Source organism: Streptomyces sp. NBC_00104, from assembly GCF_045160825.1.
Lineage (GTDB): Bacteria > Actinomycetota > Actinomycetes > Streptomycetales > Streptomycetaceae > Streptomyces.
On sequence record NZ_CP108215.1, the window covers coordinates 7,909,024 to 7,927,902 of the forward strand.

At 72.7% G+C, this 18,879-nt stretch carries 17 protein-coding genes; 8 read left to right on the forward strand and 9 right to left on the reverse strand.

From position 1 onward, the window contains the following. Nucleotides 1-51: 51 nt before the first annotated feature. The gene (locus OG272_RS34860) at nucleotides 52-282 is read left to right on the forward strand and encodes a hypothetical protein (protein ID WP_326576976.1); all 231 of its coding nucleotides are present in this window, start codon (nucleotides 52-54) and stop codon (nucleotides 280-282) included. 138 nt (nucleotides 283-420) lie between these two features. Continuing rightward, nucleotides 421-1,074, forward strand: coding sequence for an HU family DNA-binding protein (locus OG272_RS34865; protein WP_326576974.1), 654 nt, complete (start codon nucleotides 421-423; stop codon nucleotides 1,072-1,074). A 93-nt stretch (nucleotides 1,075-1,167) separates the two neighbouring features. Here OG272_RS34865 and OG272_RS34870 read toward each other — a convergent pair whose 3' ends face one another. Beyond that, nucleotides 1,168-1,371: a hypothetical protein gene (locus OG272_RS34870; protein WP_326576972.1), complete on the reverse strand. Its 204-nt coding sequence runs from the start codon at nucleotides 1,369-1,371 to the stop codon at nucleotides 1,168-1,170. Between the two features lie 9 nt (nucleotides 1,372-1,380). Continuing rightward, nucleotides 1,381-2,031, reverse strand: a complete 651-nt coding sequence (cofC, locus tag OG272_RS34875; RefSeq protein ID WP_326576970.1) for a 2-phospho-L-lactate guanylyltransferase — start codon at nucleotides 2,029-2,031, stop codon at nucleotides 1,381-1,383. 165 nt (nucleotides 2,032-2,196) lie between these two features. Here cofC and OG272_RS34880 point away from each other — a divergent pair, with 165 nt between their 5' ends. The 3 genes from OG272_RS34880 to OG272_RS34890 are packed head-to-tail and all read left to right on the forward strand — an operon-like array spanning nucleotide 2,197 to nucleotide 5,236. Beyond that, complete coding sequence (locus OG272_RS34880; RefSeq protein WP_327727658.1) at nucleotides 2,197-3,012, forward strand: lysophospholipid acyltransferase family protein; 816 nt, start codon at nucleotides 2,197-2,199, stop codon at nucleotides 3,010-3,012. Then, nucleotides 3,009-4,019: an NAD(P)H-dependent glycerol-3-phosphate dehydrogenase gene (locus OG272_RS34885; protein WP_326576966.1), complete on the forward strand. Its 1,011-nt coding sequence runs from the start codon at nucleotides 3,009-3,011 to the stop codon at nucleotides 4,017-4,019. Before OG272_RS34880 ends, OG272_RS34885 begins: the two co-directional genes overlap by 4 nt. Before the next feature lie 59 nt (nucleotides 4,020-4,078). After that, nucleotides 4,079-5,236, forward strand: a complete 1,158-nt coding sequence (locus tag OG272_RS34890; RefSeq protein WP_327727657.1) for a D-alanine--D-alanine ligase family protein — start codon at nucleotides 4,079-4,081, stop codon at nucleotides 5,234-5,236. Between the two features lie 128 nt (nucleotides 5,237-5,364). On the opposite strand, the gene OG272_RS34895 is transcribed toward OG272_RS34890, so the two are convergent. Both OG272_RS34895 and OG272_RS34900 read right to left on the reverse strand, forming a co-directional pair. Then, nucleotides 5,365-5,886, reverse strand: coding sequence for a DUF3515 domain-containing protein (locus tag OG272_RS34895; RefSeq protein ID WP_405895473.1), 522 nt, complete (start codon nucleotides 5,884-5,886; stop codon nucleotides 5,365-5,367). Between the two features lie 20 nt (nucleotides 5,887-5,906). Continuing rightward, nucleotides 5,907-6,140, reverse strand: coding sequence for an Lrp/AsnC family transcriptional regulator (locus OG272_RS34900; protein ID WP_033526900.1), 234 nt, complete (start codon nucleotides 6,138-6,140; stop codon nucleotides 5,907-5,909). Nucleotides 6,141-6,367: 227 nt separating this feature from the next. Between OG272_RS34900 and OG272_RS34905 the strand changes: the two genes are divergently transcribed. Both OG272_RS34905 and thiD read left to right on the forward strand, forming a co-directional pair. Beyond that, nucleotides 6,368-7,333 (forward strand): thiamine-phosphate kinase, encoded by a 966-nt coding sequence (locus OG272_RS34905; protein ID WP_326576959.1) that lies wholly within the window; start codon nucleotides 6,368-6,370, stop codon nucleotides 7,331-7,333. Beyond that, nucleotides 7,330-8,139 (forward strand): bifunctional hydroxymethylpyrimidine kinase/phosphomethylpyrimidine kinase, encoded by an 810-nt coding sequence (gene thiD, locus OG272_RS34910; RefSeq protein WP_327727655.1) that lies wholly within the window; start codon nucleotides 7,330-7,332, stop codon nucleotides 8,137-8,139. Before OG272_RS34905 ends, thiD begins: the two co-directional genes overlap by 4 nt. Here the strand turns inward: thiD and OG272_RS34915 are convergent. The 3 genes from OG272_RS34915 to rpmB form a co-directional block, all read right to left on the reverse strand. Next, nucleotides 8,114-8,410 (reverse strand): hypothetical protein, encoded by a 297-nt coding sequence (locus OG272_RS34915; protein ID WP_405895474.1) that lies wholly within the window; start codon nucleotides 8,408-8,410, stop codon nucleotides 8,114-8,116. The genes thiD and OG272_RS34915 overlap by 26 nt on opposite strands. Then, nucleotides 8,364-11,402, reverse strand: coding sequence for a BTAD domain-containing putative transcriptional regulator (locus OG272_RS34920; protein WP_405895475.1), 3,039 nt, complete (start codon nucleotides 11,400-11,402; stop codon nucleotides 8,364-8,366). The genes OG272_RS34915 and OG272_RS34920 overlap by 47 nt, the downstream gene beginning before the upstream one ends. A gap of 144 nt (nucleotides 11,403-11,546) precedes the next feature. Continuing rightward, nucleotides 11,547-11,732, reverse strand: a complete 186-nt coding sequence (gene rpmB, locus OG272_RS34925) for a 50S ribosomal protein L28 (protein WP_003993230.1) — start codon at nucleotides 11,730-11,732, stop codon at nucleotides 11,547-11,549. Between the two features lie 301 nt (nucleotides 11,733-12,033). On the opposite strand from rpmB, the gene OG272_RS34930 reads away from it, so the two are divergent. After that, entirely contained in the window at nucleotides 12,034-13,722 is a 1,689-nt protein-coding gene (locus OG272_RS34930) for a DAK2 domain-containing protein (RefSeq protein ID WP_327727652.1), read from the forward strand. A 212-nt stretch (nucleotides 13,723-13,934) separates the two neighbouring features. On the opposite strand, the gene OG272_RS34935 is transcribed toward OG272_RS34930, so the two are convergent. Continuing rightward, nucleotides 13,935-16,913, reverse strand: a complete 2,979-nt coding sequence (locus tag OG272_RS34935; protein WP_405895476.1) for a tetratricopeptide repeat protein — start codon at nucleotides 16,911-16,913, stop codon at nucleotides 13,935-13,937. Next, nucleotides 16,910-18,805 carry an HSP90 family protein gene (locus OG272_RS34940; RefSeq protein WP_405895477.1) on the reverse strand — a complete coding sequence of 632 codons (1,896 nt, stop codon included), beginning with the start codon at nucleotides 18,803-18,805 and terminating at the stop codon, nucleotides 16,910-16,912. Before OG272_RS34940 ends, OG272_RS34935 begins: the two co-directional genes overlap by 4 nt. Between the last annotated feature and the right edge of the window lie 74 nt (nucleotides 18,806-18,879).

Consider the following 18,879-nt stretch of genomic DNA (forward strand, 5'->3'; position numbering starts at 1 on the left):
CAGTTGCCCCCTGCGCAGGCGACAACTCGCCCCAGATGGCACAATCTGTGCATGGAACACGACGGCCAACTCGAGCTCTATACGGCGGTCGCGGGCCAACTCAAGGAAGCGCACGCAAGGGTGCGCGCACTGCAAGTCCCGGAGGGCGTACGCATGGCGCTGGCCCGGAAGCTGCTGGTCATTACGGCCGTGGCCAAGCACGATCTCGCCGACGCGGCAAGGCGTCTGGAGAGCTTCATGACGGACCTCGACGAAGGGCGAATGCCCGCAGAGGAACGCTGAAGGCACTCCATGACCGCCGAGTTCGTTGCGGCACAAGGGTGATAAGCCCGTTTCGTGTTTGATTTGCGGTATATATCTGCCTAACGTGCGAAAAAGCTTGAACACTTTCGTTCTGGCGATGTCTCCGAAGGGGAAGACGTGAACAAGGCGCAGCTCGTAGAAGCGATTGCGGACAAGGTCGGCGGGCGTCAGCAGGCCGCCGACGCGGTCGACGCTGTTCTGGACGCCATCGTCCGCGCGGTCGTCGGCGGGGACCGGGTGTCGGTCACCGGCTTCGGTTCGTTCGAGAAGGTCGACCGGCCGGCCCGTTACGCCCGCAACCCGCAGACGGGTGAGCGGGTTCGGGTCAAGAAGACCTCGGTGCCGCGGTTCCGCGCGGGCCAGGGCTTCAAGGACCTGGTGAGCGGCTCGAAGAAGCTTCCCCGGGGTGGCGAGGTCGCGGTCAAGAAGGCCCCCAAGGGCAGCCTGAGTGGTGGCGCTTCGGCGACGGTCAAGAAGGCGGCGGCGAAGAAGACCACCGCCAAGAAGGTGACCGCCCGCAAGACCACGGCCGCCGCCAAGAAGACGACGGCCGCCGCGAAGAAGACCACGGCGAAGAAGACGACCGCCAAGAAGGCCACCACCAAGACGGCGGCGGCGAAGAAGACGACCGCCAAGAAGACCACGGCGGCGGCGAAGAAGACCACGGCGAAGAAGGCGCCGGCCAAGAAGGCCACCGCGAAGAAGGCGCCGGCCAAGAAGTCGACGGCTCGCAAGACGACCGCGAAGAAGACTGCCGCGCGCCAGGCGTAGGGCGCCGGGTACTCACACGCGCCGGGCCGGGCTCCTGTTGAGGAGCCCGGCCCGCGGCGTGTTCCGGTGCCTGCCCGCCGTCGGAACGCCTGCTCAGAACGTCTGCAGGGTGATCAGGGTGATCCGCAGCGCTTCGCCCTCGCCCTCCGTCTCGATGCGGACCCGCTGGCCCGGGCGGAGGAGGCGCAGGGCGCCCGCGTCGAAGGACGGGGCGTCGAAGGGGAGCGGGGTGCCGTCGTCGAGGAGGACCTGGCCGGTGCGGGTGGCGGGGTCGTAGGTGTACGCGGTGGCCTGCATGGCCGCAGCCTACTGGCCGGGGATCAGCAGGCGCGCGGCCGCTGCGGCCGTACGGGGACCGACGCCGAGACCGAGGGCGGTGCGGAGGTCGTCGCCGGTGTCGACGTCCTGCCGCACGGAGTCGACGGCGGTGAGGGCGAGTTCCACGGCGCCGGAGCGGCGGTGGCGGAGGCGGGATTCGGGGCCGAAGACGGGGGAGAGGTCGTGGCCGGGGGTCGCGGCGAGCAGGGTGGTGCCGGTGCCGGCGGCGTCCGGGAGGAAAGAACGGGGGAATTCGGCGGCCGCGTTCAGGACGCGGGTCAATTCCCCGGGACGCAGGGCGGGCAGATCGGCGTTGAGGGCCGCCACGGGGCTTTGCGGGCGTATAGCGCGTACGACGGCTGTTCCGTGCCGCAGAGCGGCGTTCAGGCCGTCCCGGGAGCCGTTTCGGTTGTCCTCCGGGACGGTTCGGGCGCCCAGGGCCGTCAGCTCGCGGGCGGCGAGGGGGTCGTCCGTGACCACCACCACACCGCCGACCGCCGCGGCGGCCAGGGCCGCGGCCACGGTGTCCTGGGCGAAGGCGAGGGCCAGGCCGGGGCGCACCCCGTCGGCGGCGGTGTCCGAGAGTCTGCTCTTGGCCCGCGCCAGGGGCTTCAGGGGTACGACCAGGGTCCACTGCACGGGCGTTCCGTCCCTCTCTTGTCGCGGCCATTGTCACCTGGGCGCAAGGGGCGGCCGCAGGGCGGGGCGTACGGTGTTCTCGACAGACCGGTGGGCCGGGGCGACACTTGTGCGGCTCCGGGTCCCCGGAACAGGCCCTGGGAAGTCCTAGAGGAAGGTGTCCGCGTGCCCCGCCGGAGAATCGGCTTCTGGTACCGCCTCGCCGCGGTGATCGCCAAACCACCACTGGTGGTGCTGATCAAGCGGGACTGGCGTGGAATGGAGAACATTCCGGCCGAGGGTGGATTTATCACCGCCGTGAACCACAATTCGCATGTCGATCCCTTTGCGTACGCCCATTATCAGTACAACAGTGGCCGGGTTCCGCGTTTTCTCGCGAAGAGCGGTCTCTTCGGCAAGGGATTCATCGGCGCCGTGATGCGCGGCACCGGACAGATCCCCGTCTATCGCGAGAGCACCGACGCGCTGAGCGCCTTCCGGGCCGCGATCGAGGCCGTGGAGCGCGGCGAGTGCGTCGCCTTCTACCCCGAGGGCACCCTCACCCGCGACCCGAACGGCTGGCCCATGACCGGCAAGACCGGCGCCGCGCGGGTCGCCCTGCAGACCAGGTGCCCGGTGATCCCGGTCGCGCAGTGGGGCGCCAACGAACTGCTGCCGCCGTACGCCAAGAAGCCCCACCTCCTGCCGCGCAAGACCCATCATGTGCTCGCGGGCCCGCCCGTCGACCTCTCGCGCTTCTACGGCCTGGAGATGAGCCCCGACCTGCTGAAGGACGCGACGGAGGTCATCATGGCCGCCATCACCCACCAGCTGGAGCAGATCCGCGGCGAGAAGGCGCCCGAGACGCCGTACGACCCGAAGCGGGAGCGGATCGAGCAGCGGCGCAGGACCGCCCGGGCGGTCGTCGACCATCATCAACGGCAACAGCACAGCACGGTCCAGCGGGCACAGGAACATCAGGAAGAGGGGCAGAGCAAGTGAGCAAGCCGGTCAAGGCGGCCGTCTTCGGCACCGGTTCGTGGGGCACGGCCTTCGGCATGGTGCTCGCCGACGCGGGGTGCGACACCGTTCTGTGGGGGCGGCGTCCGGAACTCGCGGACGCGGTCAACTCCACCCGGACCAACCCGGACTACCTGCCCGGCGTGGAACTCCCGGAGAACCTCCGGGCCACGACCGACCCCGCCGAGGCCGCCGCCGGCGCCGACTTCACCGTCCTCGCCGTCCCCTCCCAGACGCTGCGCGCCAACCTCGCCGACTGGACCGGGCTGCTGGCCCCCGACACCGTCCTCGTCTCGCTGATGAAAGGCGTCGAACTCGGTTCCGCCATGCGGATGAGCGAGGTGATCGAGGACGTCGCGAAGGTCGGGCAGGACCGTATCGCCGTCGTCACCGGGCCCAACCTGGCACGCGAGATCGCCTCCCGCATGCCGGCCGCCTCCGTGGTCGCCTGCACCGACGAGGCCGTCGCCCAGCGGCTCCAGACCGCCTGCCACACCCCGTACTTCCGCCCCTACACCAACACCGACGTCGTCGGCTGCGAGCTGGGCGGCGCGGTGAAGAACGTCATCGGTCTCGCCGTCGGCATCGCGGACGGCATGGGCCTGGGCGACAACGCCAAGGGGTCGCTCATCACGCGCGGTCTCGCCGAGACGACCCGGCTCGGCCTCGCGATGGGCGCCGACCCGCTCACCTTCGCCGGACTCGCGGGCCTCGGCGACCTGGTGGCGACCTGCTCCTCGCCGCTCTCGCGCAACCACACCTTCGGCACCAACCTCGGCAAGGGCATGACCCTGCAGGAGACCATCGCGGTCACCCGGCAGACCGCCGAGGGCGTCAAGTCCTGTGAGTCCGTACTGGACTTGGGGCGCCGGCACGGCGTCGACATGCCCATCACGGAGACGGTCGTCGACATCGTCCACGACGGCAAGCCGCCCGTCGTCGCCCTCAAGGAGATGATGTCGCGCAGCGCCAAGCCGGAGCGACGCTGAGCGAACGCGACCGTAGGGGCGCTGACTGGCGCACTACCAACGGGTACCCTCAACGCGATATGAGCACCGAGAACCTCCCCCAGAGCCCTGAGCAGCCGTCCCGCAAGCCGCGCGTGGCCGTCGTCTTCGGCGGCCGCAGCTCGGAACACGGGATCTCCGTGGTCACGGCAGGCGCCGTCCTGCGGGCCATCGACCGGACGAAGTACGACGTCCTGCCGATCGGCATCAGCCGGGAAGGCCGCTGGTTCCTCACCGCCGACGAACCGGAGCGGATGGCGATCACCGACCGCCGCACGCCGAGCGTCGAGGAGCTCGCCGAGTCGCGGGAGGGCGGCGTGGTGCTCCCCGTCGACCCCGCCAACCGCGAAGTCGTCTACAGCGAGCCCGGATCGGTGCCCAAGGCGCTCGGTGAGGTCGACGTCGTCTTCCCCGTCCTGCACGGCCCGTACGGCGAGGACGGAACCCTCCAGGGCATGCTGGAGCTCTCCGGTGTCCCGTACGTCGGCTCGGGCGTCCTCGCCTCGGCCGTCGGCCAGGACAAGGAGTACATGAAGCGGGTGTTCACCTCCTTCGGGCTCAAGGTCGGCCCGTACGTGGTGATCAGGCCGCGTGAGTGGCAGCTCGACGAGTCCGCCGCCCGCAAGAAGATCATCGATCTCGCCGGTGAGCACGGCTGGCCCCTTTTCGTGAAGCCCGCCCGCGCGGGCTCCTCCATCGGCATCACCAAGGTCGACGACCTGGCGGGCCTCGACGAGGCGATCGCCGAGGCCCAGCGCCACGACCCGAAGATCCTGGTCGAGGCGGCCCTGCGCGGCCGTGAGATCGAGTGCGGCGTCCTGGAGTTCGAGGACGGCCCCCGCGCCTCCGTCCCCGCCGAGATCCCGCCGCCCGAGGCCCACGCGTACTACGACTTCGACGCCAAGTACATCGACTCGACCCCCGGCATCGTCCCGGCCCCGCTCACCCCGGAGGAGACCGCCGAGGTCCAGAGGCTCGCGGTGGAAGCCTTCGACGCCGCCTCCTGCGAGGGCCTGGTCCGCGCGGACTTCTTCCTCACGGAGGACGGCGAGTTCGTGATCAACGAGATCAACACGCTCCCCGGCTTCACACCGATCTCGATGTACCCGGCGATGTGGAAGGCGAGCGGAATCGAATACCCGGAGCTGGTGGACCGCCTGGTCCAGGCCGCCCTGCACAGGTCGACGGGCCTGCGCTGAGGCGCCTTCGAAAGGGGCGGAGCCCCTTTTTCGAGGGGCGCGGGGAACTGCGCGACCAGCCACAACCGGTCCGCAGCCTCCCGACGGCCTGCCGAGGCACCCCCTTAGGAGGCAACCCCTTCAGGAATCTAGGAGGCAACCCCTTCAGGAATCGCTTTCTCGATCGCGGTCGCCAGCCCCACCAGGATCGGCGAGGTGTCCTCCCCGGCCCGATCCGCCGACACCGACACCTCCACATACGCGGAGCGATTGGCGGTGGTGAAGCGGTACGACCCGTCGTCCCGCTTCTCCATCAGCCAGTCGACCCCGTCGACGGCCCCGGCCACCGCATCGGCATCGCGCCCCTCGGCCACCCCGGGATCGATCATCTTCGGCGGCTGGGGCACACCACAGCGCAGTATGATCACCGCGTCACCCCAGCCCGCCGTCAGCGCGGAGGCCGGCTGCGGATCCCGGCGGCCGAGACCGTCCACCTTTCGCGGCAGCACCTCGTCCAGGTTCCGGCACAGTTTCACGGCGGCAGTCCCCGCGCTGGGAACCGCCGCCGAGCCGCCGTCGTCTGCTGAGGAGCAGCCCGTGACGGCGATCAACGACACGGCCAGGACGGGAAGCCCGAGGCGAGCGGGGCGCCGGTGACGGAACGAGTTCACCGGCCAAGGGTAGACGGGGGCTACAGGTGCACGACCGGGCAGGTCAGGGTGCGGGTGATCCCGTCCACTTGCTGGACCTTCGCGACCACCAGCCGGCCGAGGTCGTCGACGGTGTCGGCCTGGGCGCGCACGATGACGTCGTACGGACCCGTCACGTCCTCGGCCTGGATGACACCGGGGAGTTTGCTGATCGTGTCGGCGACGGTCGACGCTTTGCCGACCTCCGTCTGGATCAGGATGTACGCCTGTACCACGGAACCTCCAGGGCGGCCACGAGGATCATGTGGATCATGTCGGGAAAAGGAACGCCACGGTATCGCGTCGTCCCGCACCACGGGGAGACCCGTGGAGGCCGCGCCACGCACACCGGGGTGCGGGGACGACGGAAGTTGACGGTCCACTCGACCGTACCGAGCACGAGAACGGCCCGCGACCGGGCGCGACAGACACTGGAAGCGGCACGAGAAGGGGCGATACGACGATGAAGGGCACCGTGGGAGAGCTGGGGGAGTTCGGGCTCATCAGGGAGCTCACCTCCCGGCTCACCACCACCCCGGCGGTCCGGGTCGGCCCCGGCGACGACGCCGCCGTGGTGGCGGCGCCGGACCGCAGGGTCGTGGCGAGCACCGACCTGCTCCTGGAGGGACGGCACTTCCGGCGCGACTGGTCCACGGCGTACGACGTGGGGCGCAAGGCCGCCGCGCAGAACCTCGCCGACATCGCCGCCATGGGTGCCGTACCCACCGCGCTGCTCCTCGGCCTGGTCGCGCCCGCCGAACTTCCGGTGACCTGGGCCACCGAGCTGATGGACGGCCTGCGCGACGAGTGCCAGGTGGCCGGCGCGGCCGTGGTGGGCGGTGACGTCGTCCGCGGCGACACCATCATGATCTCGATCACCGCGCTCGGTGATCTGCGCAACCACGAGCCCGTGACCAGGGGTGGAGCCCAGCCCGGTGATGTCGTGGCCGTCACCGGCTGGCTCGGCTGGTCCGCCGCCGGGCACGCGGTGCTCTCCCGGGGCTTCCGCTCGCCGCGGGCCTTCGTGGAGGCCCACCGGCGCCCCGAGCCGCCGTACCACGCGGGCCCGGCCGCCGCCTCCCTCGGCGCGACCGCGATGTGCGATGTCAGCGACGGGCTGATCGCGGACCTGGGGCACATCGCCGAGGCGAGCAAGTGCCGGATCGACATCCGCTCCGGCGCCATCGACATCCCCACCCAGATGCACGACATCGGTCAGGCCGTCGGTGTCGACCCCCTCCAGTGGGTGCTCACCGGGGGCGAGGACCACGCGATCGTGGCCACCTTCCCGCAGGACGTGAAGCTGCCCGCGCGGTGGAAGGTGATCGGCGAGGTCCTCAACCCCTCCGCGCTGCCCCAGGTGACCGTGGACGGGGCGCCCTGGACCAGCAAGGGCGGCTGGGACCACTTCGCGGACATCGAGTCATGAGTCCCGCGCCGCCGAGGGTCCTCACCGTGGCCGGGTCCGACTCCGGCGGCGGGGCCGGGATCCAGGCCGACCTGAAGACGATGCTCGCGCTCGGGGTGCACGGCATGAGCGTCGTCACGGCCGTCACCGCGCAGAACTCCCTCGGCGTGCAGGGCGCTTGGGAGCTTCCCGTGGAGGCCGTGCGCGCCCAGTACCGCAGCGTCGTCGACGACATCGGCGTCCAGGCGGTCAAGACCGGCATGCTCGCCTCCGCCGAACTCGTCGAGGCCGTCGCCGAGTTGCTCGCCGCCACCGACGCGCCGGTCGTCGTCGACCCGGTCGGTGTCTCCAAGCACGGTGACCCGCTCCTCGCCGCCTCCGCGCTGGACTCCGTACGGACGCGCCTGCTGCCGGTGGCCACCGTCGCGACCCCCAACCTCGACGAGGTGGCCCAACTCACCGGCGTACGGGTCCAGTCGGAGTCCCAGATGAGCGAGGCGGCCGAGGCCCTGCTGGCGTACGGGCCCCGGTGGGCACTGATCAAGGGCGGACATCTCTTGGGAGACGCCGTCGATCTGCTCACCGACGGCTCCGAGGAGTTCTGGCTGCGGGCCCCCAGGTACGACAACCGGCACACGCACGGCACGGGCTGCACCCTCGCCTCCGCGATCGCGTCGCACCTCGCACGGGGGCGGACCGTGCCGGAGGCCGTGGCGGCGGCCAAGGAGTACGTCACCGGGGCGATCGTCGCCGGGTTCGCGCTCGGCGGGGGGATCGGGCCCGTGGACCACGGCTGGGTCCTCACACGGGGTACTCCGGCAGCTTGATGTTCGTCGCCGACTTCTCGGTGAGCCGCTTGAAGAAGGCCGCCAGCGGGCGGGAGGCGAGCAGGCGGTACATGCGGTCCCGGCCGCGGATCCGCCGCTCGGTGGGCGGCGCGAAGAACGGGCCCGCGTTGCCCGAGGTCTTCTGGTAGCCCTCGGCGAAGTCCCTGATCCGGGACTCGTACGCGGCGAACGCCGTACGGTGGTCACCGCCCGCCAGGGCGAGTTCACCGGCCAGGACGTACGCGCCGACGACCGCCACACCGGTGCCCATGCCGCCCATCGTGGCGCCGTACGCCGCGTCCCCGAGCAGCGCCACCCGGCCCTTCGTGAGCCGGTCGACGTGGATCTGGGCGATCGCGTCGAAGTACAGGTCGTCGGCCGCCTCCAGCGCCTTGAGGACGTGCGGCCCCTCCCAGCCCATGCCCGCGAAGCGCTCGGTGAGGATCCGCTTCTGCCCGGCGATGTCCTGGCGGTCGTACGACAGCCGTGCGGAGCGGAAGACCAGCAGCGCCACCGCGCGGTCCGGGTCGCCGTCGTAGTTTCTCCCGTACGTGTGCCAGGCCCTCGTCGAGCAGTTCCAGGGCGCGCCCGTACTCGCCGCGCCAGTCGGCGAACGAGGCCAGTGGGTCCAGGCAGTTGGCCATGCCCCAGCGGTCGCCGGTCGCGCGGAAGCCGTCCAACGCGCGCGTGAAGGCCGCCTCCGACGCGGCGGGGCGCCCCGCGAACAGGTCCTGGTAGGCGAGGCCGACGTCCAGCAGTGCCCGGCCCCATGGGTCGTCGCTCATCTGCACGGCCCGGATCTCCTCCTCCACGGAGAGGACCGGACCGCCGACGAGCGACCAGATGACCATGGTGGACGGCAGCCGCAACGGCTCCTCCAGTGCCCGCAGTACGGCCGCCACGCGCGCGAGGCGCTCGGGTTCGCCGGGGTCGTCACCGCGTCCGGCGACCGTGTGCATCACACACAGCGCGTACTCCTCGGCCAGTCCCGGGGGCGGCACCTCGCCCACGGCCGCCAGCAGCGCGCGGGCGAGCGGCAGATGCTCGCTCTGCGGACCGCGCAGCCGCCAGAACCACGACAGGGACGCCATCAGTCGCAGCGCGGCCCCGCTGTCGGTGTGCGTCAGGTGGCGCAGGGCCGCGTCGAGATTGCCGTGCTCGGCGGTCAGCCGTTCCAGCCAGGGCAGCTGCCCGGCACCGCGCAGGACGGGTTCCGCGCGCTCGGCCAGTGCCAGGAAGTACCCGGCGTGCGCGGTCCGCAGCCGCTGCGGATCGTTCTCCCCGGCGAGCCGCTCGGCGGCGTACGCGCGGATCGTCTCCAGCATCCGGTACCGCCCGTCGGCGACCTCCACCAGCGACTTCTCCACCAGCGAGGCCAGCACGTCCTCCGCGTACGGCACCCCGCACACCGCCTCGACCGCCTCCGCCGTCGCACCCCCGGAGAACACGGCCAGCCGCCGCGCCAACTCCCGCTCCGCCTCGTCCAGCAGTTCCCAGCTCCACTCCACCACGGCCCGCAGCGTGCGATGCCGGGGCGCCTTGGTGCGGTCGCCGCGGGAGAGGAGACGGAAGCGGTCGGTGGCGGGGGCGCAGACGGTCCCGGGAGTGGGCCCGTGGGTGCCCAGCCGGGTGCCGAGGCGGTCGGCGAGGCGGTCGGCGAGGTCGTCCATGGTCAGGGTGCGCAGCCGGGCTGCGGCCAGTTCGATGGCCAGGGGCAGGCCGTCGAGGGCGGCGCAGATGTCGGCCACGCGCGCGTGCTCGCTGGGACCGGCCACGCGCGCGTGCCCCTCGACACCGGGGGCGGTGATGTCCTGGCCGATACCGATACCGATACCGATACCGATACCGATACCGATACCGATACCGATACCGATACCGATACCGATACCGATACCGCTGCCGAGGTCGGGGCGTACGGCCCGCGCGCGGTCCAGGAACAGGTGGCCGGCGAGTTCCGGGGGCAGTGGCGGCACCGGCACGAGGATCTCGCCGGTGATGCCGAGCGACTCGCGGCTGGTGGCGAGCACCTGGAGGCCGGGGCAGCCGCCCAGCAGGAGGCCGACGAGGCGGGCCGCCTCCTCGACCAGATGCTCGCAGTTGTCGAGCACGAGCAGCAGTTCACGTTCCTCCAGGGCGGCCAGCAACCGTTCCGTGGCCTGCGCGACAGGGCTCCCGGGCCCGCGCAGACCCTCGCGTACGCCGAGGGCCGCGAGAACGGCGTACGGGATCTGCGCGCCGTCGGTCAGAGACGCCAGCTCGGTGACGCAGACGCTCGTGGAGGCGGCCTCGTGGGCCCGCGCGGCCTCGATCGCGAGCCGCGTCTTGCCCGCCCCGCCGGGCCCGGTCAATGTGACGAGCCGGGCACCGGAAGCGCGGGAGGGAGAGCGGGAGAGGGTGCGGTCGGCCGGGCCGGAGCCGGACAGGGCGGGCTCGGACCCGTCGGGGCCGGTCAGGAGCGCGGCGATGCGCGCCAGTTCGGTGTCCCGGCCGATGAAGCGGGTGAGTTGGGCCGGCACGCGGGGGCGACGTGGGCCCGGGTCCTGGCCCTGCAGCAGTTCGCGGTGGAGTGTGGAGAGCTCGGGCGACGGGTCGGCGCCCAGTTCGTCGGCGAGGACGCGCCGGGCCTCCTCGTAGACGCGGAGCGCCTCGGCCGGGCGCCCGCTCGCGTGGAGCGCCCGCATCAGCTGGCCGTACAGCCGTTCGCTCAGCGGGTGTGCGGCCAGCAGCGTGCGCGTCTCGGGGACGAGTCCGGGGCCGCCGCCGAGCGCGAGGTCCGCCTCGATCCGGTCCTGCACGGCGGCCAGCCGCAGCTCGTCGAGGCGGGCGACCTCGGCGTACGCGTCCGGCAGGTCGGGCAGCGCGGGCCCGCGCCACAGGGCGAGCGCCTCGCGCAGCCGGGCCGCCGCCCGCGGAGGGTCCCCGGCGGCGAGAGCGCTTCGCCCTTCCCCGGACAGCTGCTCGAAGAGGTGGGCGTCGACGGTGTCGGGCGGGACGGCGACGCGGTAACCGGCGGGCGTGGCCTCGATCCGCGCGTGCGGGCCCAGGCGTCTGCGCAGCCGGGAGACCTGGGACTGGAGCGCGTTGGCTGCCCCGGCGGGTGGCCGGGCCCCGTACAGGCCGTCGATGAGGCGCTCGACGGAGACGGTACGGCCCGCGTCGAGGAGGAGCAGCGTCAGCAGGGCGCGGGGGCGGGGGCCGCCCGGGTCCAGCGAGGCGCCGTCGTCGGTGCGTAGGGCGAGGGGACCCAGGATGCCGAACCGCATTCACGGGATTCTGGCAGCAAGGGGACGTGCGGGCACGGCCGGGAGGGACGCAGGAGGGCACGCGGGCACAGCAAAAAGCCGGCCCACCCTATGGTGGACCGGCTCTGTGCGGCGAACCGGCAGTGGCCGCGCGCTGGCTGAGCGTCAGCGCGAGACCTTGCCGGCCTTGATGCACGAGGTGCAGGCGTTCACGCGCTTCGGCGTCCCACCGACCACGGTACGCACGCGCTGGATGTTCGGGTTCCAGCGACGGGACGTACGGCGGTGCGAGTGCGAGATGTTGTTGCCGAAGCCCGGCCCCTTGCCGCAGACGTCGCAGTTGGCAGCCACGGGTCACTCCAAAGACTTCAGATGCGCTTACGGTTGATCCCGGCATGCCGGGATCACGACCCCATTGACTGGGATCTGAGTGGCGCTGCCGGGGGGAAGAGTCCGACCCGGATCATCGATCCGAACCGGACAACCGGAGCAGCATACAACGACTGCGTCGGTACAACGAAATTACCATGGCTGGTCCGGGGCCCGTCCCGGCCCTCTTACCGGCGGTCACCGCTGCGGGTCTACGCTGCGTGCGACGTGCGGCGTCCCACCTGGCCCACGTCCAGCAGCCAAGCAGCTCAAGGAGGCGCAGGTGCCGCAGGTGCCGCAGACGTTCTTCGATGCTCTCGCGGTACGCACCTGGTGCGGACTCGCGCTGGCGGCGCTGGGTCGCGCGCGCGAGGAGATCGACGCCATCAACGTGTACCCGGTGGCCGACGGCGACACCGGCACGAACCTGTACCTGACGATGGAGTCGGCGGTGGCGGCCGTCGAGGCGGTGTTCGCGGGCCACGAGACCGGAGGTCCGCCCGCCGGTGCGGGGAAGCCGACGCTCGCCCAGGCCGCGCGGGCCATGGCGCACGGCGCGCTGATCGGGGCCCGGGGCAACTCCGGGACGATCCTCGCCCAGCTCCTGAGGGGCATGGCCCAGGTCCTCGCCGATGACGGTGAGGCGGCCCACACCGACGGCCAGGGCCTGCGACTCGCCCTCCGGCACGCCGCAGACTCCGCCCGCGACGCCGTCGCCCATCCCGTCGAGGGCACCGTCCTCACGGTCGCCTCCGCCGCCGCCGACGCGGCCACCGACGCCGAGGGCGACTGCGGAACGGTCGCCCGCGCCGCCTACGAGGGCGCCGGTACGGCCCTGGCGGCCACCCCCGCCCAACTGGCCGCCCTGGCCCGCGCCGGCGTCGTGGACGCGGGCGGACGGGGACTGGTGGCGGTGCTGGCGGCGCTGGTGGAGACGTTCACGGGGGAGGCGCCGAGGGCGGTGGCCGTTTCCGGGGGGCACGCGCGCGTGGCCGACGTCGCCGCGGTCGTGGAGGTGTGCGCGGACGACCGGCCCGAAGCGGAGGGGCCCGCCTTCGAGGTGATCTATCTCCTGGAGGCGGAGGACGCGGCCGTGGCCCGCCTGCGGCGCCGGCTGGACGAGTTGGGCGACTCGCTCGTCGTGGTCGGCGGGGACGGGTTGTGGAACGTCCATGTGCACGTCGACGACGCCGGGGCCGCCGTGGAGGCCGGGGTCGAGGCCGGGCGGCCGTACCGGATCCGGATCACGCACTTCGGGGCCGAGGACGCCCACATGACCGGTGAGGCCGGGCGCCGGCCGCGCGAGCGCGCCCAGCGGGCCGTGGTGGCCGTCGTGCCGGGGGAGGGGCTGGCCGGGCTCTACACCGAGGCCGGCGCGACCACGGTCCTGGCCCGCCCCGGGGAGCCGCCCGCCAGCGGGGAGCTCGTGGAGGCCGTACGGCGTGCCCACGCGCGCGAGGTGGTGCTGCTGCCCAACGACGCGGACCTCCGCCACACGGCGGCGGCCGCCGCCGAGCAGGCCCGCGCCGAGGGCGTCCGGGTCGCCCTCATCCCCACCCGCTCGGCCGTCCAGGGCATCGCCGCCCTCGCCGTCCACGAGCCCGACCGCCGCTTCGACGAGGACGTCGTCTCCATGACCTCCGCGGCAGGCGCCACCCGCTACGCCGAGGTCGTCATCGCCGAGCGCCAGTCCTGGACCATGGCCGGCATCTGCCAGGCCGGGGACGTCCTCGGCCTCATCGAGGGCGATGTCGCCGTCATCGGCTCCGACGTCACGCGGACGGCGACCGCGGTGGTCGACCGCATGCTCGCCGCCGGCGGCGAAATGGTCACCCTCGTCCTGGGCGACGAGGCCCCCACCGACGTCGTGGACCACGTGGAGACCCGGGTGCGGGAGGGATACCTGGCGGTGGACACGGTGGTGTACCGGGGCGGGCGGCAGGGCGCGCTGCTGCTGATCGGTGTGGAGTAGGGATTTTCTCGCCCCCGCCGCCCCTACCCGTCCCATCCTCCAGGGGCTGCGCCCCTTCGACCCCCATCCGCGGGTCCGTGGGGCTTCTCGCGCAGTTCCCCGCGCCCCTAGAACAGGGGCGCGGGGAACTGCGCGAACGGGGTCCGGGGCGGAGCCCCGAGGGAGGGGACGGGTAGGGGCGGCGGGGGCGAGAAACCATGGTCGCCCCCAACTCAGCCCTCTTCCCGCGCCCCCGCGGCCCCCGCCACCTCCGACAACCGCTCCGCCTCCGCCCGCCGAGCCACCGCCGTCTCGTCGTCCCGCCCGGCGAGCGCGGACACCACACCCCGCGCCCGCCCCGCGGCCGCGGCCCCCCGCCGGAGGTCGGCCTCCAGCCACCCCGCAGCGAGTTCCACGGCGGTCCGCGCGTCGAGGAAGTCCTCCCCGAGGGACTCGTACACCGACACCGCCCGCTCGACGAACCCGAGCGCCTCCTCGAAGACCGGCCCGAAGGACGCGAGTTCCGCGTCCTCGGCCACGGACCGGGCGAGCAGGTCGCCGAACTGCCGGCAGGTCTCGCCGAGTTCCGCGGCGATCCGCCGCCGGTTCTCCTCACCGGTCACATCGGACAGGGCCGCCTCGCAGCCCACCACGGCGTCACCCATCAGCTCCCGGGCCTCGTCCAGGGCCGACGGCTCCGCGCCCTGACGGCTCTCCCGCGCCGCGTACCAGGCCCGCGCCCGCAGCGCCCGGACGTACCCGTGGACGTTCCCCAGCTCACCCCAGAGATCGACGGCACGCGCGTACGCCCGGTCGGCCTCGCCGGGCAGCCCCGCGCGCGCGAGCGCCTCGGCGGCGAGATGGGCGAGCATGGCGTGGTCGCGCTGCTCGGGCCAGTGCCGGGCGATGTCGGCGGCCCGCAGCCACCGTTCGGCGGCCTCACGGTGCTCACCCAGCTCGGTGTGGCAGTCACCGAGCCACCACAGGGTCTGGGCGACGGCCCCGTCCCCGTGCGTCTCGGTGGTGAGGTCCGGCAGCGCCGACTCCAGCACCTCGGCCGCCTCCGCCCACCGTCCCAGCCGCAGCAGGAACCCGCCGAGCAGATGCCGGGCCCAGGCGCCGAGCGTCGGACCCTCACCCGCCTCGTCGGACCAGTGCGCCGCCTCCAGGGCGTGCGCGGAGGCCTCCTCCACCCGCTCGCCGGCGCCGAGCAGCTCGGCCAGCTGGAGGTGCAGCTGCGCGTGCCCCACCGCCTCCAGATCCGCCCCGCCGTGCTCCAGCGCCGAACGGGCCGCCCGCTCGGCGGTCTCCAGGTCCCCGAGATGCTGCGCGACCCCGGCGAGCCGCGCCTCGTACTGCACCGCGAACCAGGGCAGCCCGGCCGCCACATACCGCTCCGCGGCCTCCGCGAACAGCCCGGCGGCGGCCTCCGCGTCCCCGCCGCGCGCGGCCAGCTCCCCGAGCATCGCCCGCGCCTCCGCGGCCCGCGAGGCCAGCCGTACGTCCTCCGTGTGGCGCGGCTCGGCGCCCGCACAGAACTCGGCCAGCTCCCGCACGGCGGCCTCGGCGGGGGCCACCACGTCGGCGTCCTCGCTCTCGTGCATCCGCTGCACGAGTATCCGCGCCCGCCCCACCAGCACGGACGCCGTCTGCCGCACGCCCGTCCGGCCGTCCGCCCAGAGGGCGAGGATCCGCTCGTACGGCTCGGAGATCAGCTCCAGGGCCGCGTCGGGGTGGCCCGCCAGGGCGTGCACGTTCGCCCCGCGCGCGCGTGCCGCCAGCGCCTCGCCGGGGTCACCGGCCTCCTCGTACAGCTCGGCCGCCCGTTCGAAGAGGGTGCGGCCCTCCGGCCCGAGGCCGATCGCCTCGTGGTCGACGATCTCCGCACGGTCCCAGGCGTCCAGCTCCGCGCCCTCGGCCTCGGCGGCACGTGACACGGCGGCCCAGGCGCCGACCGACCCGGGATGCAGGGACTCGGAGAGCCGCCGCGCCTCCGCGAGGAGAGCGGGCAGGTCCTCGGGGGCCGCCATGCCCTCCGTCCGCTCGACTTCGGCGGGCGGCCGGGGCGCCGGCACCGGAACGACGGCCCGCGTCGAACGCACCCCCAGCGGCAGCCGCTCCAGCAGCGGCGATCGGTCCATCCGCTCCCGGACATGGGTGCTGACGTACGCCGTGCCGTTGCGCTCGTCGAAGAGCGCGGCCAGAGCGAGGGCCTCCTCGCGCGCGTGGGCGGCCAGTTCGCGGGCGGTCCAGCCACGCCCGGCGGGACCGGGGACGTTCTGCTCGCCGAACCCACGCGCGGTGAGGCGGCTCATGAGCAGGGCCACCACACTCATGAAGTCCAGCTTGCTGCGCGGGTCCCCGGAGTCGGTGAAGTACGCCGGACGCTCGGCCAGCAGCTCCAGGCCGCGTGCCTCGTTACCGGTCAGGGCACAGAACTCCACGTGGTCCGCGTACGCGCCCCGCATGCTCTCCATGGCCCGCACCAGCCGGAAACCCCGCAGATGGTGGGCCCGCGCCTCGTCCGGGCGCCCCAGGCGCAGCAGCGGCACCAGGGAGGACGCCAGGACGGTGTGCGGCTCGTGCGCGCACGTGTACTCGCCCTCCAGGACCGGCGCCCACAGCTCCAGCGCTTCCGCTTCCCGGCGCCGCAGGGCCTGCCACCAGCCCTGCCCGTGCAGCTCGCACGCGTGACAGTCGGCCATGGCGTCCCGGTCGGCGGCCAGCCACGCCCCGTACGCCCGCTCGGCCCGCGCCAGGTCGCCGATGTGCGTGGCCACACTGAACTCGGCGCTGCGCACGGCCCGTTCCGAGTGCCCGGCGAGCCGGTAGCGGTGCTCCATCTCGCCGAGCCACTTCTCGATGGAGGCCAGCGGGACGTGCGGCTGGTTCAGCATGCCGGCCGACATCCACTTGAACACCCAGTGCAGGGAGTGGACCTCGTACTCGTCGAAGTCCTCCGGGCGCTCGTCCCACATGCGCAGCAGACGCGCGAAGGGGACGAACATCTTGTCCTTCTCGGAGCTGTAGTTGTAGACCTTCAGCTGATGCCCGAGCGCCTCGATCACGGCGAGCGGCACGTTCAGCTTCTCGGCCTGAGCGAGCAGCAGTTCCGCGCGCGCGTTGCGGGCGGGGCCCTCCGGCTGCTCGTAGTTCTCCGCCATGGCCCGGCGCAGCTCGTCGAAATCCGTGATGTCGCTGAACCGGCTCATCGGCGGCCGTCCTCCCCGAAACCGGAACCCGAACCCGAGCCGGGCCCCGACCCGGGATCGGTGTGCGTGGCCCACTCCAGCAGGCCGATGAAGGCACGGTTCAAAAGCGCCGAGTCCGCGGGCCTCAGCGGTCGCTGGGCCATCAGCAGGGCCTGCCCGTACAGGGACTCCGTGGCCGTGCCGACCAGCTCCCGGTCGGACAGGGAACTGATCCGCCGGATCAGCGGGTTGAGATGGTTGAGCACCAGCCGCGCGCGCGGGGCGCTGCTCCGCAGCGAGCCGAGGATGCCCGCCCACAGGTCGTCGGCCCGCTCCTCCGCCTCCGCACGGGCCTGCTCGTGCCGGGAGGACCGGTCGTCCAGGTGCAGCGCGGGCACCGAGAGCGGATGGAAGGCCCGCAGCACGACATCGCACCCCAGGGGGTCCAGTCGGGCCCGCGCGGCCGACAGGAAGCCCGTCAGCGCCAGCTCCTCGTCCGGGTCCAGCGTGTCCAGGTGCGCGGTCACCGTGTCGGCGTCCAGCTCGGCGACCACCGTCCCCGGGCGCACCGACGGCAGCGCCTCGACCAGCTCGCTGTCGTACGTGTAGCCGCCGTTGACGACCCCGACGCCCTGCGCGGACGCGATCGGGGCGACCTGGCGGTACTCCTCGACCGTGCGCGTGAAGTGCACCACCGGGTGCCGCTGCGCGAACTCCTCCAGGGACAGCCGCCCGTCGGTCGTCTCGAAGGGCAGCCACGGCAGCATCGTGCGCAGCATCTCCCTGTCGTGCCGCGCCAGGGACTTCACGCCCAGGTAGTGCACCGACAGGAAGGCCGCCAGCCGCTCCGGATCGCCCGCGGCGAGCCCCGTGAGCCAACCGCGGATCCTCTCGCCCAGCGCCTCCCGTACGGCCGCCAGGGTCTCGTCCTCGTACAGCGACTCCCGCGACGCCGTGGGCCGCAGACTGTCCGTGTCGAGGACACAGCGCACGAAGAACGCCCAGTCCGGCAACAGCTGTTCGGCCCGCTCGGTGAGCAGCATGCCCTTCAGATGCACCCGGTGGGTCGCCCGCTGGGCGGGGCTGACGGCGGCCGGCAGGACGTACGCCACGCCCCGGATCCCGGCCAGCGGCACGTTCAGCTCTATCGAGTCCAGCGGCGTGAACCCGAACAGGTCGTGGCAGTGCCGGGCCAGGGCCACCCGCCGGGTGGTGGGGGAGGGGTACGCGCGGTCCCAGGGCGCCGGCAGATCGGTGACCGCCTCGTCGCCCACCCGGACGTCGTACGGCAGCAGCGACCCGAAGTCCCGCGCCAGTGTCAGTACGCGCGCGGGGGAGAGCCATTCCGCCGCGCCGGGCCGCGCGAGCAGGTGCACGGTCGTGCCCGGCTCGGGACGCGCCTCGTCGGGCAGCGTCCGCACGGTGTACGAGCCGTCGTCGGCCGCCGTCCACTCCACGGGCGGCGCGTCCGGCGTACGGGCGCTGCGGCTGACCACGCGGATCCGCTCGGCGACCACGAAACAGGCCAGCATGCCGATACCGAACTGCCCGAGAAAGTCCGAGCGGACCTCCTGAATGCCACCGTCGTCGCGCTTCGAACTGCGCCCGATGGTGGCGAGCAGGTCGTGTACGTCGGCCTCGGTGAGCCCGATGCCCGAGTCCTCCACCCGCAGTGCGCCGCCCTCGGCGAACAGCCGTACCCGGGCGGGCGCGTCGGGCTGCTCGACGCGGCGCGCGGTGATCGCGTCCACGGCGTTCTGCAGCAGCTCGCGCAGATAGACCTTCGGACTGGAATAGAGGTGGTGCGAGAGCAGATCCACCAGGCCACGCAGATCGACCTGGAATGTATGAGGCGACTGGGGCGCCTGAGGAGTCTGGGGTGCCTGGGATGACTGTGAGGTCATTGAATCCATCGTCGCAGCGCCGGTGGGGTGGGAATCTGGCGACGGCGGCGGGGTCGGGCGGTCCCGAGAGACGGTGACCGCGG